The sequence below is a fragment of the Quadrisphaera sp. KR29 genome (assembly GCF_052644995.1).
Genome location: NZ_JBQXXG010000007.1, coordinates 96,844 through 111,907 on the forward strand (window position 1 = coordinate 96,844; position 15,064 = coordinate 111,907).

General features: G+C 76.1%; 13 protein-coding genes and 1 pseudogene. 9 read left to right on the forward strand and 5 right to left on the reverse strand.

What is annotated here, in order from left to right; genetic code table 11:
• The first annotated feature begins 24 nt into the window (after positions 1-24).
• Positions 25-981 carry a helix-turn-helix transcriptional regulator gene (locus ACUN9U_RS08505; protein WP_445484507.1) on the forward strand — a complete coding sequence of 319 codons (957 nt, stop codon included), beginning with the start codon at positions 25-27 and terminating at the stop codon, positions 979-981.
• A gap of 162 nt (positions 982-1,143) precedes the next feature.
• Here the strand turns inward: ACUN9U_RS08505 and ACUN9U_RS08510 are convergent, their stop codons facing one another.
• From ACUN9U_RS08510 to ACUN9U_RS08520, 3 genes are all read right to left on the reverse strand, one after another.
• A complete protein-coding gene (locus ACUN9U_RS08510) occupies positions 1,144-1,440 on the reverse strand; it encodes a hypothetical protein (RefSeq protein WP_445484508.1) in 297 nt (98 codons plus the stop codon).
• An 81-nt stretch (positions 1,441-1,521) separates the two neighbouring features.
• On the reverse strand, positions 1,522-2,760 hold the full coding sequence (locus tag ACUN9U_RS08515) for an RNA polymerase sigma factor (RefSeq protein WP_445484509.1): 1,239 nt from the start codon (positions 2,758-2,760) through the stop codon (positions 1,522-1,524).
• 74 nt (positions 2,761-2,834) lie between these two features.
• On the reverse strand, positions 2,835-3,191 hold the full coding sequence (locus tag ACUN9U_RS08520) for a YciI family protein (protein WP_445484510.1): 357 nt from the start codon (positions 3,189-3,191) through the stop codon (positions 2,835-2,837).
• Positions 3,192-3,591: 400 nt separating this feature from the next.
• Between ACUN9U_RS08520 and ACUN9U_RS08525 the strand changes: the two genes are divergently transcribed.
• Entirely contained in the window at positions 3,592-5,151 is a 1,560-nt protein-coding gene (locus ACUN9U_RS08525; RefSeq protein ID WP_445484511.1) for a methyl-accepting chemotaxis protein, read from the forward strand.
• A 76-nt stretch (positions 5,152-5,227) separates the two neighbouring features.
• Here the strand turns inward: ACUN9U_RS08525 and ACUN9U_RS08530 are convergent, their stop codons facing one another.
• Positions 5,228-6,745 (reverse strand): helix-turn-helix domain-containing protein, encoded by a 1,518-nt coding sequence (locus ACUN9U_RS08530; protein ID WP_445484512.1) that lies wholly within the window; start codon positions 6,743-6,745, stop codon positions 5,228-5,230.
• A 191-nt stretch (positions 6,746-6,936) separates the two neighbouring features.
• Here ACUN9U_RS08530 and aceA point away from each other — a divergent pair.
• The 3 genes and pseudogenes from aceA to ACUN9U_RS08545 all read left to right on the forward strand — a co-directional run.
• Positions 6,937-7,950 (forward strand): annotated as a pseudogene (gene aceA, locus ACUN9U_RS08535) (isocitrate lyase); the annotation flags it as partial.
• A gap of 76 nt (positions 7,951-8,026) precedes the next feature.
• Positions 8,027-9,751, forward strand: coding sequence for an ATP-binding SpoIIE family protein phosphatase (locus ACUN9U_RS08540; RefSeq protein ID WP_445484595.1), 1,725 nt, complete (start codon positions 8,027-8,029; stop codon positions 9,749-9,751).
• 165 nt (positions 9,752-9,916) lie between these two features.
• The gene (locus tag ACUN9U_RS08545) at positions 9,917-10,804 is read left to right on the forward strand and encodes a hypothetical protein (protein WP_445484513.1); all 888 of its coding nucleotides are present in this window, start codon (positions 9,917-9,919) and stop codon (positions 10,802-10,804) included.
• Here ACUN9U_RS08545 and ACUN9U_RS08550 read toward each other — a convergent pair.
• Complete coding sequence (locus ACUN9U_RS08550; RefSeq protein ID WP_445484514.1) at positions 10,779-11,300, reverse strand: STAS domain-containing protein; 522 nt, start codon at positions 11,298-11,300, stop codon at positions 10,779-10,781. The two genes, ACUN9U_RS08545 and ACUN9U_RS08550, sit on opposite strands and share 26 nt — an antisense overlap.
• A 265-nt stretch (positions 11,301-11,565) precedes the next feature.
• Here ACUN9U_RS08550 and ACUN9U_RS08555 point away from each other — a divergent pair, with 265 nt between their 5' ends.
• The 4 genes from ACUN9U_RS08555 to ACUN9U_RS08570 all read left to right on the forward strand — a co-directional run bounded on the left by ACUN9U_RS08555 (position 11,566) and on the right by ACUN9U_RS08570 (position 15,029).
• Positions 11,566-12,195 carry an STAS domain-containing protein gene (locus ACUN9U_RS08555; protein WP_445484515.1) on the forward strand — a complete coding sequence of 210 codons (630 nt, stop codon included), beginning with the start codon at positions 11,566-11,568 and terminating at the stop codon, positions 12,193-12,195.
• Positions 12,196-12,366: 171 nt separating this feature from the next.
• On the forward strand, positions 12,367-12,765 hold the full coding sequence (locus ACUN9U_RS08560; protein WP_445484516.1) for a VOC family protein: 399 nt from the start codon (positions 12,367-12,369) through the stop codon (positions 12,763-12,765).
• Between the two features lie 109 nt (positions 12,766-12,874).
• A complete protein-coding gene (locus ACUN9U_RS08565; protein ID WP_445484517.1) occupies positions 12,875-13,786 on the forward strand; it encodes a GAF and ANTAR domain-containing protein in 912 nt (303 codons plus the stop codon).
• 280 nt (positions 13,787-14,066) lie between these two features.
• On the forward strand, positions 14,067-15,029 hold the full coding sequence (locus tag ACUN9U_RS08570; RefSeq protein WP_445484518.1) for a helix-turn-helix transcriptional regulator: 963 nt from the start codon (positions 14,067-14,069) through the stop codon (positions 15,027-15,029).
• The last annotated feature ends 35 nt before the right edge of the window (positions 15,030-15,064 follow it).

Consider the following 15,064-nt stretch of genomic DNA (forward strand, 5'->3'; position numbering starts at 1 on the left):
GCGAGCACCGATGAGCGAGCACCGATGAGCGAGCACCGCGTGAGCCAGACGTTCTCCTGGCAGGTCGAGGCCTGCAAGGCGGACGCGGTGGACAGCCTCCTGCAGGTCGCCCCCCACGCCCGCCTGGGCAGCGGCGCGGACCTGAGCCACCGCGTCCGCCTGGACGGTGATGAGCGGTTCTCCCTGCTCCACCTGCAGGTCGCCGGCGCCTTCGAAGCCACCAACGAGCCCGACGACACCCTCACGGTCGTCTACGTCCGCAGCGGGTCGCTGGAGTGGGAGACCGCAGGCCAGCGGGGCACCTCGGCGCTGCCCTGGATGCAAGGCCTGACGACGCCCACCCTCGGTCGCCTGGACACCGCCGATGAGTTCGCGCTGTTCCTCAAGCGCGGGCCGCTCACGGCACTGGGACGCACCCTGTACGGCGACAACCGCTTCCGCCTCGACGTCGACAGCCCACTCCCTATCGATGAGCAGCACGGACGCTACTTCGCCGACCTGCTGGTGATGGCCCAGCAGACCGCGCAGACGGACCTGTTCACCGAGCCGGTGCTGCGCGCCTCGCTGTACCGGTCCCTGGCGGTCACCCTGCTGGAGAGCTTCCGGCTGACCGGTGACCGGCGCGGCCGCACGATGACCGCCGAGGGCCGCCTTCGCCGCTACCGCCTGGCGCGGCAGTTCATCGACGACCACGCCTCCCTGCCCATCACCGTCGAGGACGTCGCCCGCGCTGTCGACGCCTCCACCGTCGAGCTGGAGGAGGTCTTCCGCGGCCACTCCCCCTCGGGCCGCACCGTCAGCGCGACCCTGCGCCGCACCCGCCTGGCCGCCGCCCACGAGGACCTCCTCAAGGCCGACCCGACCGCGGGTGACACCGTGCGCGCCATCGCCCACCGCTGGGGCTACCCCGACCCCTCCACCTTCGCCAAGCACTACCGCGCCGCCTACGGCACCAACCCCAAGTGGGTCCTGGACCGCTGACGCACCTGTGAGCCGCCCTGGTGCGGTGGTCGACCTCGCGCCACCGGCCCAGGTGGTCGCCCTCGACGCGACCGGTCGGACGGGCGCGTCGGGAGCGCGCGCGGCGGCAGCACGTCTCGAGCCCGGCCCGGCCCGCCCCGTCCACGACACCGTCCACGGGCCTCACCGCGGAGGCGCGGACCGCCTCGAGGTCCCACGGGCGCCCACGGCGTACCCGCCGACGCCCGCGCACAGGGCCAGCGCCAGGGCCACCAGCGCCACCCCGAGGACCTGCAGGGGGCTCATGAGCACCGCGCCGCTGACCACGACTGCGACGTCGTCGCTGGACCACGGCTGGTAGGCGAACCACCCGAAGCCGGCGGGCGGGCTGAGGGAGAAGACGACGGCGCCCACGAGGAGGAGCACCCCCGCCAGGGCCCACAGCGCAGACAGGCGGCGGCGCACACGGCCTGGGGTCACCCGGACATCGTCCCCGTGCACCTGCCCGCCCGACGCGCACGACGCGGCGTGTCCGGTGACCCTGCGCCGTGAGCTGGCCGGTCACCCCTCCGGGGACGGGGCCGTCGCGACCAGCCCGAGGTCGCCGATCCGGCGCTGGAGGAAGTCGCGCTCGGCACCGTTGGCCGTCAGGTCGAGGGCGGCGCGGTAGGCCGCGGACGCCTCCACGCCGCGGCCCAGGCGCCGCAGCAGGTCCGCCCGGACGGCGTGCACGTAGGGGTAGGCGCGCAGGCGGGTGTCGCCGGCGAGCCGCTCCACGACCTCCAGCGCCGGCGCCGGCCCCTCGGCGAACGCCAGTGCGGCGGCGCGGTTGAGCTCGACGACCGGTGACGGCTCGACCGCCAGGAGGAGGTCGTACAGGTGCACCACGCGGGCCCAGTCGGTGGCCGCGAACGTCGGCGCGACGGCGTGCGCCCCGGCGATCGCGGCCTGGAGGGCGAAGCGCCCGGGTCGCGGCGCCTGCAGGGCTTCCACCGTCCAGCGCAGCCCCTCGACGATCATGACGTGGTCCCACCGCTGCCGGTCCTGGTGCTCGAGCAGCACGAGCCGGCCCTGCCCGTCGAGCCTGGCCGCCCGGCGCGCGTGGGTGAGCAGCAGCAGCCCGAGCAGCCCGCGGGTCTCGCGCTCGGCGGGCAGCAGCTGCACCAGCGTGCGGGCCAGGTCCAGGGCGCGCCGGCACAGGTCCTCGCGCACCAGCTGCTCCCCGGTCGGCGCGGTGTGGCCGGTGCTGAAGAGCAGGTGGACGGCGGCGAGCACGCTGCCGAGGCGCTCGGGCAGCTCCGCGGCGCTCGGGGTGCGGTAGGGGATCCGCGCCTGGGTGATCTTCTTCTTCGCCCGGGTGATCCGCGCCGCCATCGTCGCCTCCGGCACGAGGAACGCCCGGGCCACGTCGGGCGTGGCCACGCCGCAGACCAGCCGCAGGGTCAGGGCCACCCGCGCAGCCGGGTCCAGCGCCGGGTGGCAGCACGTGAACAGCAGCCGCAGCCGGTCGTCCGGCACCGCCTCCTCGCCGTCCGCGCAGCCGTCCGCGCCGCTGCCGGACGGCGACCCCGAGGCGTCGGCCTCGGCGGGCTCGACGAGCAGGGGCAGCTTGCGGCGCAGGGTGACCTCGCGGCGCAGCCTGTCGACAGCGCGGCGGCGGGCCGTCGTCGTCAGCCAGGCACCGGGCCGCTCCGGCACGCCCGAGCGCGCCCACGCCGTCATCGCGTCGACGTAGGCCTCCTGGGCGCACTCCTCGGCAACGTCGAGGTCACCGGCGACGCGCACCGTCGCGGCGAGCACGAAGGCCCACTCACGACGGTGCGCGTCCGCCAGCGCGTCCGCGACCCCACTCCCAGCAGGGCTCGCGGCAGGGCTCACCGGGCCGGGCCGGCGCTGACGTCCATGAGCGGGCGGACCTCGACGCCGCCGAACGGCGTGGGCGTGAGCTTGGCGATCTCGAGGGCGTGGTCGAGGTCGCGGGCCTCGACGAGGTAGAACCCGCCGAAGGCCTCCTTGGACTCCACGAACGGGCCGTCGGTGACCTCGCCACCGCGGATCGAGGTGGCCGTGGTCGTGGGCTGCAGGACGCCCCCGCCGGTGATCGTGCCGCCGAGGTCGGCCACGGCCCGGGCGAACGCCCCGTGGGCGTCGAGCACCGAGCCCCAGGCCTCGGGCGTCATGGTGGCGTACTCGGCCTCGCGCTCGTAGAGGGAGATCATGTACTGGGTCATGTCAGGCTCCTGCCGGGTCTCGCGGGCCGGTCCCTCCGGCCCCGCACCCTCACGTCGCACAGCCTGGCCCCGGATCGACAGCCGGCGCGAGCACTCCTCGGACCGGGCCCTGGTCGACCAGGTGGCCCGGTGCGCCGTGCGCGGCTGTCCGCTGACCAGGACGGGCGACCTCGTGAGCCGAACGGATGAGGACTTCCGTCCTGAAGGTTCAGACGTCGCTCAAGGCGCCGAGCTGTTCCGGCGATCACCAGTCGTCGGCGGTCGGACCCGTCCGCCGGCTCGAGCTGGAGACGGGTGGACGGTCGAGATGACGGCGTCGACGAGTGGCAGTGGTGCGCGGGGCGCCCCCCAGGGGCCGGTGCACCGGGGGCGCCTGCGGTGGGTAGACCTGCCCATCGCCGTGAAGATCTCCGCCGCCGTCGGTGCGGCGGCGGTGGTCGCGTCCGCCGTCGGCGTCACGGGCCTGCGCGCGCTGGACGCCGCGGCGGCCGACGCCGAGGCCATCTACGCCGTCCACCTGCTGAGCGTGGAGAACGCCCAGGCGATGGAGGCCGACGTCGAGAGGTCCGCCACCGCGCTGGCCGACGCTGCGATCGCCGCCACCCCCGAGCAGCGCGCGGCGGCCCAGGAGGAGCTCGAGGCCGCTCGCGCTGACTTCGCCGAGCACGCCAGCGCCTACCGCGCCGTGCCCCACGTGGACGCCGAGCTGGCGGGCCTCACCGCCGTCGAGCAGCACTGGGCCGAGGCGGTCACCGTCGAGGACGCCGTCCTGGCCCCGCTCGCCCGGGCGGGCGACCTCGTCGGCTGGCAGGCGGCGCGCACCGAGGAGGTGGCACCTCTGCACACGGCGCTGCGCGAAGAGCTCGCCCAGCTGGTGGCGGACGAGTCCGAGGAGGCCGCCCGGCAGGCCGCTGCCGCGCAGGCCGACCAGCAGCGGCAGGAGCGGCTGCAGCTGGTCATCCTCCTGGCCGGGCTCGCCGCCGCGGCCGCCGTCGGCCTGGTCGTGGCGCGCGGGGTCGCCCGCACCGTCCAGCGCGTCTCCTGGGTCACGCAGGGCCTGGCCGAGGGCGACCTCACGCGCTCCACCGGCCTGACATCCCGGGACGAGCTGGGGCGCATGAGCGCCGCGCTGGACCGCGCCACCGCCGAGCTGCGGGGCGTCATCGCCTCGGTGGCCGCCAGCAGCCAGACCGTGGCGGCCTCCTCCGAGGAGCTCAGCGTCTCCGCCGCCCAGATCGCCGCCTCCGCCGAGGAGACCGGCACCCAGGCGGTGGTGGTCTCCCACGGCGCCGAGGAGGTCTCCCAGTCCGTCACCACGGTGGCGGCGGCCGCCGAGGAGATGGGCGCGGCCATCGAGCAGATCAGCCTGTCCGCCGCCGCCGCCGCCGAGGCGGCCAGCCAGGCGGTCAGCGCCGGGCAGGCGGCCACCGCCACCGTCCACGCGCTGGGGGCCTCCTCCCAGGAGGTCAGCGAGGTCGTCAAGGTCATCACGGCCATCGCCGAGCAGACCAACCTGCTGGCGCTGAACGCGACCATCGAGGCGGCGCGCGCCGGCGAGGCCGGCAAGGGCTTCGCCGTGGTGGCCACCGAGGTCAAGGACCTGGCCCGGGAGACCGCGCGGGCCACCGAGGACATCACGCGGCGGGTGGCGGCGATGCAGGTCGACACCGAGCAGGCCGTCGCCGCGATCTCCGGCATCGGGGGCGTGATCGGCCAGATCCACGACTTCCAGGCCACCATCGCCTCGGCGGTGGAGGAGCAGACCGCCACCACCCAGGAGATGTCCCGCTCGGTGCAGGAGGGCTCCCAGGGCGTGCAGGAGATCAGCCGCAACGTCGTAGGGGTGGCGGAGGCCGCCGAGCTGACCTCCCAGGCCCTCAGCCAGAGCCGCCTCGCGGTCGACGAGCTGTCCCGCCTCGCCGCGGACCTGCGCGCGACGGCCTCCCGCTTCACCTGCTGAGGGGGACCCGCCGTTCCAGCGGCGCGCTGGTGACCGCTGCGGGACGGCCGGGCGGCGGCCGGCTGGGCCGAGCGGCTCACGCGCCGGGGGCGTGCGCCTGCAGGAAGCCGTAGACGGCGGGGGTGTCCACCCCGCCGAAGGAGCCCACCGGCGTGGAGGCCAGCAGGCTGCTGGGGGTGCGCGGGCTGGCCCACGACCTGCCCTGCCAGCGCGCGGCGACCTCCGGCGCGGCCTGCCGGCAGCACACCGGGTCGGGGCAGCTCGACGTCGCCCGCTCCGTGGTCGCCCGCCCGCGGAACCACTTCACGTGCGCGTACGGCACCCCGAGGGCGACGGAGTGGTCCAGTCCCTCCCCCGCGGCCCCGGTGCCGGGCTGGGTGCGCGCGGTGCACCAGAACGTGCCCGCCGCGGTGTCGGTGTACTGGTGGTAGGGGCTGAGCTGGTCGGCGATGTCGAAGACGGTGCGAACCGTCCAGTGCCGGCACACCGGCTGGCCCTCGACAGCGCCGAGGGCGTCGGTGGGGAAGCGCACGCCGTCGTTCTCGTAGGCCTTGAGGATCCGCCCGGCGCGGTCGACCTTCATGAAGTGCACCGGCAGGTCCAGGTGCACCGTGGCCACGTTGGTGAAGCGGTGCGCGGCCGTCTCGTAGGGCACCGCGAAGGCGTCGCGCAGGTCCTCCACCGACAGCTCCCGCTCGGTCTTGGCGCGGCGCAGGAACGCCACCGCCGAGGCCTGCGGCATGAGCAGCGCCGCCGAGAGGTAGTTCGACTCCACCCGCTGGCGCAGCAGCTGGGCGTAGGAGGTCGGCTCGGCGTGGCCCAGCACGATGCTGGCCAGGGCCTGCAGCAGCACCGCGCGCGCGTCCCCCGACCCCCCGGCGGCCCCTGAGCGCGCCGAGGGCAGGTAGATGCGGCCGTGCTCGAGGTCGGTGACGCTGCGCGTGGTGGGCGGCAGGTCGCCGACGTAGTGCAGGGAGAAGCCCAGGTGGGCCGCCAGGGCCGCGGCGCGGCCCTGGGAGAGCGGGCCGCCGCTGTGCCCGACGGCGCGCAGCAGCTCGGCGGCGCGCTCCTCCAGCGCCGGCTCGTGGTTGTCGCGCGCGCGCATCTGCGCGCGCAGCTCGGCGTTGGCCCGCCGGGCCTCCTCCGGGGTGGCCGAGCGCTCGGCGTGCAGGCGCAGGACCTCCTCCTGCAACCCCACCACGAGCTCGAGGACGTCGGTGGGCAGCCCCCGCCCCACCCGCACCTCGGGCAGCCCCAGCCCGGCGAAGACCGCGCCGCGCTGGTGGCGCTCCAGGGTGATCTCCAGGGCGTCGCGGCGGGTGGGCGGCGCCTCGACGAGCAGGTCGGCCAGCGAGCACCCCAGGGCGGCGGCCACCGCCTGCAGGACCGACAGCTTGGGCTCGCGCTTGCCGTTCTCCAGCACCGACACCTGGCTGGGGGCGCGCCCCACGGCGGTGGCGAGCTCCTCCAGCGTCATGCCGCGGGCGGTGCGCAGGTGGCGCACCCGCCGGCCGACGGTCAGGGCGTCCACGCCGGCGGCAGGGGCGACGGGGCGGGGCGCGGCACCACTGCTCACCGGCGCAGCGTGGCACATCCGGAGCCCTTCCAGGAAGCAGAAGAAGCGCCGGACTTCTGCTCACAGACCTCTGGTGCGGTGCAGAAGGGCCGGGCCACAGTCGTCTCACGACGACGAACCGTCGCCCTGCTGGCGGGGTGAACCACTCCCTCCACCCACCGGCCGGTCCCCCACCCACCGCGCGCCGAGCGCACCGCCGAGGAGCAGCCATGACCGCCATCGCCGACCGACCGACCGACCTGACCGAGCGCACCGCCCTGCCGGGTGACCAGACCGAGACCTCCGAGCAGATCGCCGCGCGCTGGGCGAGCGACCCGCGCTGGTCCGGGATCACCCGCACCCACACCCCCGCCGACGTCGTCGCGCTGCGCAGCTCGGTCGCCGTGGAGCACACCCTGGCCCGCCGCGGCGCGCAGCGCCTGTGGGACCAGCTGCACACCCGCGAGTGGGTGCCCGCCCTGGGCGCGCTGACCGGCAACCAGGCCGTCCAGCAGGTCCGCGCCGGCCTGGAGGCCATCTACCTGTCCGGCTGGCAGGTCGCCGCCGACGCGAACACCTCCGGGCACACCTACCCCGACCAGTCCCTGTACCCGGTCGACTCCGTCCCCACCGTGGTCCGCCGCATCAACAACGCCCTGCTGCGCGCCGACCAGATCGACAGGCTGGAGAACGGCGGCACGGCCACCCGCGACTGGCTGGCTCCCATCGTCGCCGACGCCGAGGCCGGCTTCGGCGGCCCGCTGAACGCCTACGAGCTCATGACCGCGATGATCGAAGCAGGGGCCGCCGGGGTGCACTGGGAGGACCAGCTCTCCTCCGCCAAGAAGTGCGGCCACCTGGGCGGCAAGGTGCTCGTCCCCACCTCCCAGCACCTGCGCACCCTGGCCGCGGCGCGCCTGGCCGCCGACGTGGCCGGCACCGACACGGTCATCATCGCCCGCACCGACTCCCTGGCCGCCGACCTCATCACCAGCGACGTCGACGAGCGCGACAGGCCCTTCCTCACCGGCGAGCGCACCGCGGAGGGCTTCTTCCGCACCCGCCCGGGCGAGGAGACCACCATCGTGCGGGGGCTGGCCTACGCCGAGGTCGCCGACCTGCTGTGGGTGGAGACCGGCGTGCCGGACCTGGCGCAGGCCCGCCGCTTCGCCGAGGCCGTCCACGCGCGCTTCCCCGGCAAGCTGCTGGCCTACAACTGCTCGCCGTCGTTCAACTGGAGGCGCTGAGTCCGGCTGGCTGCGCCCGTTCCACTGGGACCTGGCGCACCTGGCGACCTACCGCGGTGAGCGCTCCAAGCCCCTGCTCGAGGAGGCCGTCGACCTCGCCGTGCGGATGACGGGGGCCTCCTACGGGGCCTACTTCAAGACCGTCGGCACCGAGCGCCTCGACGCCTTCGCCCTGTCCGGCATCCCCCGCGACGTCTTCCCCCGCCCGGCCGAGGCGGACCTGCCGCCGGTGCGCATCACCGACGTCTTCGCCCCCACCGTCTCCGGTGAGGGCACCACCGTGCTCATCGACGACCTGTTCACCGACGCCCGCTACGGGCGGATGGGCGGGATGCCGCCCGGGCACCCGCCGGTGCGCTCCTACCTGGCGGTGCCGGTCAAGAGCATCCAGGGCGTCATGCTCGGGGCGATCCTGCTGGCCCACGTCCAGCCGGGGCGCTTCGGGGAGGCCAGCCGCTACCAGGCGGAGGCGGTGGCGACCTACGCCGCCGTGGCGATCGAGAACGCCCGCTCCTACGAGGCCGAGCAGCTGGCGATGGCGCGCCTGGGCGAGCTGGCCCAGGTGCTGCAGCGCTCCCTGCTGCCCCGGGCGCTGCCCGCGCTGGACCGGGTGGAGGTGGCCGTGCGCTACCTGCCCGCGGAGGCCGGTCAGGAGGTCGGCGGGGACTGGTACGACGCGGTGGTCTCCGACCACCAGGTCACCTTCGTCATCGGAGACGTGCAGGGGCACTCCACCACCGCGGCGGCCCTGATGGGCCAGCTGCGCACCGCCGTGCGCGCGTACGTGTCCGAGGGCCACGCACCGGGGGCGGCGCTGGCGCGCACCAACACCCTCCTGGGAGACCTGGGGTCGGACCTGTTCGCCACCTGCGCGCTGGTGCAGCTGGACCAGCACACCGGCGCGATGCGGGTGGCCTCCGCCGGGCACCCCCCGCCGCTGGTGGTGCGCGGGGGCGCCGTCACCGAGGTCGAGGTCGACCCGGGCGTCCCGCTGGGGGTCGCACCCGGCTCGACCTACCCCGAGACCCTGGTCCAGCTGACCGGGCGCGCCGAGGTGCTGCTGTACACCGACGGGCTGGTGGAGACCGCCGCCGGCGGGGTCAGCGCGGACCTGCCGCGGGTGGTGTCGATCGCTGGGCTGCCCCACCGCGACATCGACGCGGTGGTGCAGGCGGTGATGTCCGGGGTGGCCTCGGACCTCACCGACGACGCAGCGCTGCTGGGCCTGTCCTACGCCGGCCCGGTCGGGCAGGCCGCCGAGCTGGACGTCGAGGGCTCCACCGGCGCCCCGGGCCTGTGCCGGCGCTTCCTGCACCGCCAGCTGGACCTGTGGGGCGTGGGCGAGAGCACCGCGGACTCCGCCGCGGTGGTGCTCTCGGAGCTGGTGACCAACGCCGCCATCCACGCCCAGGGGCGGGTGCGCCTGAAGCTGGAGCTGGAGGACGGGCGGCTGCGGATCAGCGTCACCGACGCCTCCACCGGACTGCCGCGCCAGCGCCAGGCCGAGGAGGGTGCCCTGGGCGGGCGGGGCCTGGCGATCGTGGAGGCGATGAGCGAGGACTGGGGCGTGGTGATGCGCCCGACCGGCAAGACGGTGTGGTCCCAGCTGGCCGTCCCCGAGCCCGGCGCCCGGCCCGCTGACGCCGCGGCGCCTCCCCGCCGCGGGCACCCGGTCCGCGTGGCGCACCCGGTACCGCTGGTGGCTGGTCGCGTGCGGCTGGTGGTCAGGCGGGCGCTGGCCGCTGGACGAAGCACCTGGCCGCTGCGCGAAGCAGACCCGGGCCCGCCCTTCCCCTGACGGCCCTGCGGGCGTTGACTCCTCGGCAACGACTCACCGGCGGCCCGGGCCGCGGGTGGCGTGAGGTCCGGGAAGTCCTACCACCGGGGTTCCCGGACCGCTCCGCTCGTCACTCCCCTCGGCGTCTCTCGCGCCCGGACCGGGCCCAGCACCCCTGGCAGACACATGACCGACCACCGCGGCGACGGCGGCAGAGACGGCGACGGCGCCGCCGCTGGCAGCGGTGGGGGCGGTGAGGACGTCGGCCACCGCCACCCGGTCCCGCGCCGCAGCGGACCGGCCCTGCGCGCCGCGACGCTCCGCGCTCCCGCGGCGGTCGTCGCGGACCGGCTGTGCCGTGCTGCCGTCGCCCTCACCGACGTCGACGGCGCGGTGCTCACCGCCCTGCACGGCCCGACGCTGCTCGTCCCCGTCGGCGCGAGCGGTCCCCTGGCCGCAGCCGCCGAGGAGGCCGAGTCCACCGCCGGCGAGGGCCCCGCGCTGGACGCCCACCTCGACGACCGCGACGCCCTCTTCGCAGACCTCCACGACCCGGAGGACGGGGGACGTCGGCTGTGGCCGGCGGCGGCGGTCCTCGTGGCCCGCTCCACCCCCTACCGCTCGGTCGTCGCCGTCCCCGTCCCCGTCCCCGATCCGTCCTCGCCGTCCTCGGCGCGCTCGCTGCCGGTCGAGCCGCTGGTGCTCAGCTGCTACCGCCGCGCACCGCTGGCCTCGTCGAGCACCCCCATCGGCGAGGCGGTGGCGGCCAGCGGCGCCGCGCTGGCGGCAGCGCACGAGCTGGCCGCCGACCTCGGCGCCGTGCTCGGCGGCCTGACGGGTGACGAGGGCCGGCCCGGGTGGCTGAGCTCCCGGCGAGCCCGGCAGAGGGCGCAGGTGTGGCGCGCCCAGGAGCTCCTCGTGCGGGCCGACCCGCTGCTGGAGCGCGGGAGCGCGCTCGGGGCGCTGCGCATGTTCGCCGTCGTGCACGGCGTGCCGGTCGAGCGGGTCGCCGCTGGGCTGCTCACCGGCCGGCTGCAGGCGGAGGACGTCAGGGGTCTGCGCCTCGGGGGCTGAGCCGTGGCCTCCGCCGCCTCAGCCGGTTGGTGGGTGGCTGGTGCAGCAGCACCGCTGGGGATGGGCCGGGCACCCTGCTGGTGGGCACGCCCACACCCGCTCCCCGCAGGACCTGCAGCAGGTGCAGCACCGGGCGGCTCGGTCTGCGCAGCTCCACCGCGCCGCAGGTCCCCGCCAGCGCCAGCACCGCCCGCAGGCCCGCGACGTCCATGAAGGTCACGGCAGCGGCGTCGATGCTGACGGGGTGGGCCCACCGGGGCAGGAGGAGCCCCGCTGAGGCGATGTGGGGGGCCGAGACCAGGTCGACGTCCCCGGCGAGCACGACCAGGGGACGTCCCTCGGTCCACCGCAGGTGGACCCCCGCGGCGAGGGCCGCGGGCTGGGCGCCCTCGGAGCTCCGGGGACTGGGGGCGTCACTGCCGGCGGCTGCGCTGGGGCCGGGAGTGGCACGGGGGGCGCGGGAGGTGGGGACTCTGACGAGCGATGAGCGTGTCATGGCGACCTCGCGGACAGGCTCCGGAGGCCGAGTCCTCGACCTGCCACGCACAGTAGCCCTCCGCCGGCGCCGGCGCACCACTCCGCTCCCGACCCCGATGGGCGGGCCGTGGACCGGACGGCGGCCCGCCCGTCCTGGCTCCCCGCGCGCACCGCCGAGCCCGCGCAGGCGGCGTCTGCACAGGGGTCTTGCTGGCCGTCGGCGCCCGTTCTACCGTCGGGACAGGTCAACGGCGTGGCCCCAGGCTGACCCTCGCGAGGCACCTGTGTCCGATCTTCCCCACCGCGTCCCCGCACCGCCCACCGACCTCTCCGGTCCGCGCGGTCGTCCCGGCCCTGCTGCCGCTGAGGTGCTCGACCACGGTGCGCCGGGTGACGGCCCGCTGCTGAGGTGGACCAGCGACGGCGTCGTCATCGCCCTCCACGGGGAGGTCGACTGCGCGACGTGCCCGCAGCTGTCCGCGGTGCGCGAGCTGCTCGCCCACTGGGGCGAGCCCGCCGTCGTGGACGCCTCCTCGGTCACCTTCATCGACCTGGTGGGACTGCGCGCCGTGCTGTCGCTGGCCGGCGACGCCCCCGTGCTGGTGCTGTCCCCCAGCAGCGCGGTGGTGCGCCTGCTGCACCTGCTGGAGGTGGCGGGCCTGGTCGTCACTGCCCCTGCTGCCGGACCGGCCGGCGGGCCCGGCCGCTCGCGCCTCCGGGCCCCGGCTGGCCCGTCGCTGCGGGTGGGCCGCCTCGAGGCCAGCGACCGGGCCCTCCAGCCGGACGAGGGCGACCCGGTCGCGGTGCTGGTGCAGGACCCCGACCGCCGTCCCAGCGGTGGGGGGCTCCGCCCGGTGGCCTTCCGCTCCAGCGACCGACCCGTCGCCCCGGAGGTCGACCGGGCCGGGCCGTGAGCGGCGGCGCTGCCCGCGCGGCCGACGGCGGGGACGAGCCCGCGGACCTCATCAGGCCTCCCTGAGCGCGAGGCGCCACCCCCGCGGCGGTCGTGCCGATGAGTCCTGCGGCCGGTCCCGGTCGTGGTGGACGCAGGCCCGCGAGAGGCCTGGTCCCACCTGGAGGAGCCCATGGCACGACCCGTCGTCCACGCCGAGATCATCGGGGAGGACCCCGCGCGGCTGCGCGCCTTCTACGGCGCCCTCTTCGGGTGGGACGCCGAGGCCGGGGACCCGGTGGCGCCGGCCGTGTCGGCCCCGCAGGAGTACGCGTCCAACCCGCCCGACCCGTCCGCGGCAGCCGTGCCCGTCGGCATCGGCGGGGGGCGGGGGCACCGCGCGCAGGCGCTGTTCTACGTGGGGGTCAGCGACGTGCCCGCGTGCCTGGCGCGGGCGGTGGCCCTGGGGGGCGCGGTGGTGCTGGACACCGTCCCGCGTCCGGACGGGACCCTGCTGGTGGCGCAGTTCCGCGACCCCGAGGGCAACGTCGTGGGGCTGGCCGGACCCGTGAGCAGCCCGCCCGGCCCCTAGGCCCAGCACCCGTCGGTGCGCCCGCGGGGCCGGCTCCGCGGGAGGTGGCACGCTGCGCTGGGGCGCGCTAGCACCCGGGGGTCGTGGCCACTACCGTCAGCAGCGGTCGATGGCACGGCCCCTCTCCGTCACCGCTCCTCCGACTCCGCTCCCCGCTCCGCGCCGCTCCTGCGACGGTGCCCGCGTCGACGCGACCAGGGCGGCCCAGCAGCGGTGGCCGCACGAGCCAGGACCTCCCGATGCACCCCGAAGCGCACACCAGGACCACTGCCCGTCCCGCCCGCCGACCCACCAGCACGACCAGCTCTCCACCGCCGGCAGCGCGACCGGGACAGGTGGCGACGACCTCGCCGAGCAGCTGGCCGACACGGCCCGCTCCCTGCAGGGCGAGAGCTCCAGCCAGGCGGTGCTGGACCGGGTCGTGGCCCTGGCGGTGTCCCTGGTGCCCGGCGCCGACACCGGATCGATCTCGCTGGTCCGCGCCCGGCGCGTCGTGGCGTCGGCGGCCTGGACCGCCCCCGTGGCCCGCCACCTGGACGACCTGCAGACCGAGGTCGGGGAGGGACCGTGCCTGGACGCGGTCTTCACCCAGCTCAGCACCCGGGTGGACGACCTCGCCGCGGAGGCCGACCGCTGGCCCGCGCTGGCCCGGCGCGCCGGTGAGGTGGACGTGGCGAGCGTGCTGTCGCTGCGGCTCTTCGTCCCGCGCGAGGCCCTCGGCGCGCTCAACCTGCACAGCACCCGGCGGGCGGCCTTCTCCGAGGCCTCCGAGCGCGTGGGGCGGCTGCTGGCCGCCCACACCGCCGTCGCGCTGGCCGCTGCCCGCACCCAGGAGAACCTGCAGCGCGGCCTCGCCCACCGCGACGTCATCGGCCAGGCCAAGGGCATCCTCATGGCCCAGCACAGGATCACCGCCGACCAGGCCTTCGCGGTCCTGGCCCAGCTCAGCCAGGACCTGAACCGCAAGCTGTACGAGATCGCCGCTGACCTGGCGGCGACCGGGGAGCTGCCGCGCCGCTGACGGGGGTCCCGGCGGGCCTCGGGCGCGGCCCAGGGACCCGGTTGTTGGAGTCCCTGGACCTCACGGCCAGCCCGGTCCGGCTCGGGCCGCCCGCCGGGACCAGTGCACGCCTCGGCGGAGCGCCGCGTCACGTCGCCAGGGCCGACAGCTTCGCTGCGCGGGGGTGGCGCTTCGCACCCTGGCGGGAAGCGGTCCGGCGGGTCTAGCGTCGGCATCCTCCCGGGGAGCAGGTCCAACCACGGCCGTCCGTCCTCGGGAGGTGCTGGCGGGAGGCACGCAGATGCCCGTCGAGGTCTTCGAGTTCTCCACCCGCCGACCCGAGGTCGCCCAGTCGGTCCTCAGCGAGGCGTACGCGACCGAGGGTCCGCTGCGCTTCACCGGTGTCCAGGACGGCTTCCGGTGCGACCTGCGCTCCGCGAGCGCCGAGCAGCTGGGGGCCAGCAGGCTGCGGCTGGCGGCGTCCATGGTCGGGGAGGTGGCTCCGGTGGACCACCTGCTGGTCAGCACCGGCGTCCACGGCGACTGCCACTACGCGGTGGGACGCGACGAGCACCACCTGCTGCCCGCAGGGGTGTTCCGCCACCCGAACGGGACCGCGGTGAGCGCCCGGTACAGCGGCATCGGCATCACAGCGCTGAGCCTGCCGATGGCCGTGGTCGAGCGGGTGGCCGCCGAGCGCTGCGGCACCGCCGCCGCCGACCTGCGCTTCGACGGCGTGGAGCCGGTCTCGCAGGCGGCGCAGCGCAGCTGGCTGCAGCTGGGGCGCTACGTCGACTCCCAGCTCACCAGCGCCGCCTCGGCGGTGTCCAGCCCGCTGGTGGCCGCCGCGCTGGCGGAGCTGGTGGCCGCGACGGCGCTGGTGACCTTCGCCAACACCACGATGTCGCAGCACCACCAGCCCGGACCTGGGCACGTGGCTCCCGCGGTGGTGCGCCGGGCCGTGGCCTTCATCGAGGCGAACGCCTCCCTGCCGATCAGCACCAGCGACGTCGCGCGCGCGGCCGGGGTGGGGCCGCGGGCGCTGCAGCTGGCCTTCGCCCGCCACGTGGGGGTGACTCCGATGGCGCACCTGCGCCGGGTGCGCCTGCAGGCCGCTCACCGCGAGCTGCAGGCCGCTGACCCCACCGCCGGGGACACCGTGGCGGCGGTCGCGCTCCGGTGGGGCTTCGCCAGGCCGGACCGCTTCGCCGCGGTGTACCGCGCCGCCTACGGCGTCACGCCCAGCCACACGCTGCGCACGTGAGGCGGTCCGCGCGGCGCGGTGACGCCCCCGCGGGC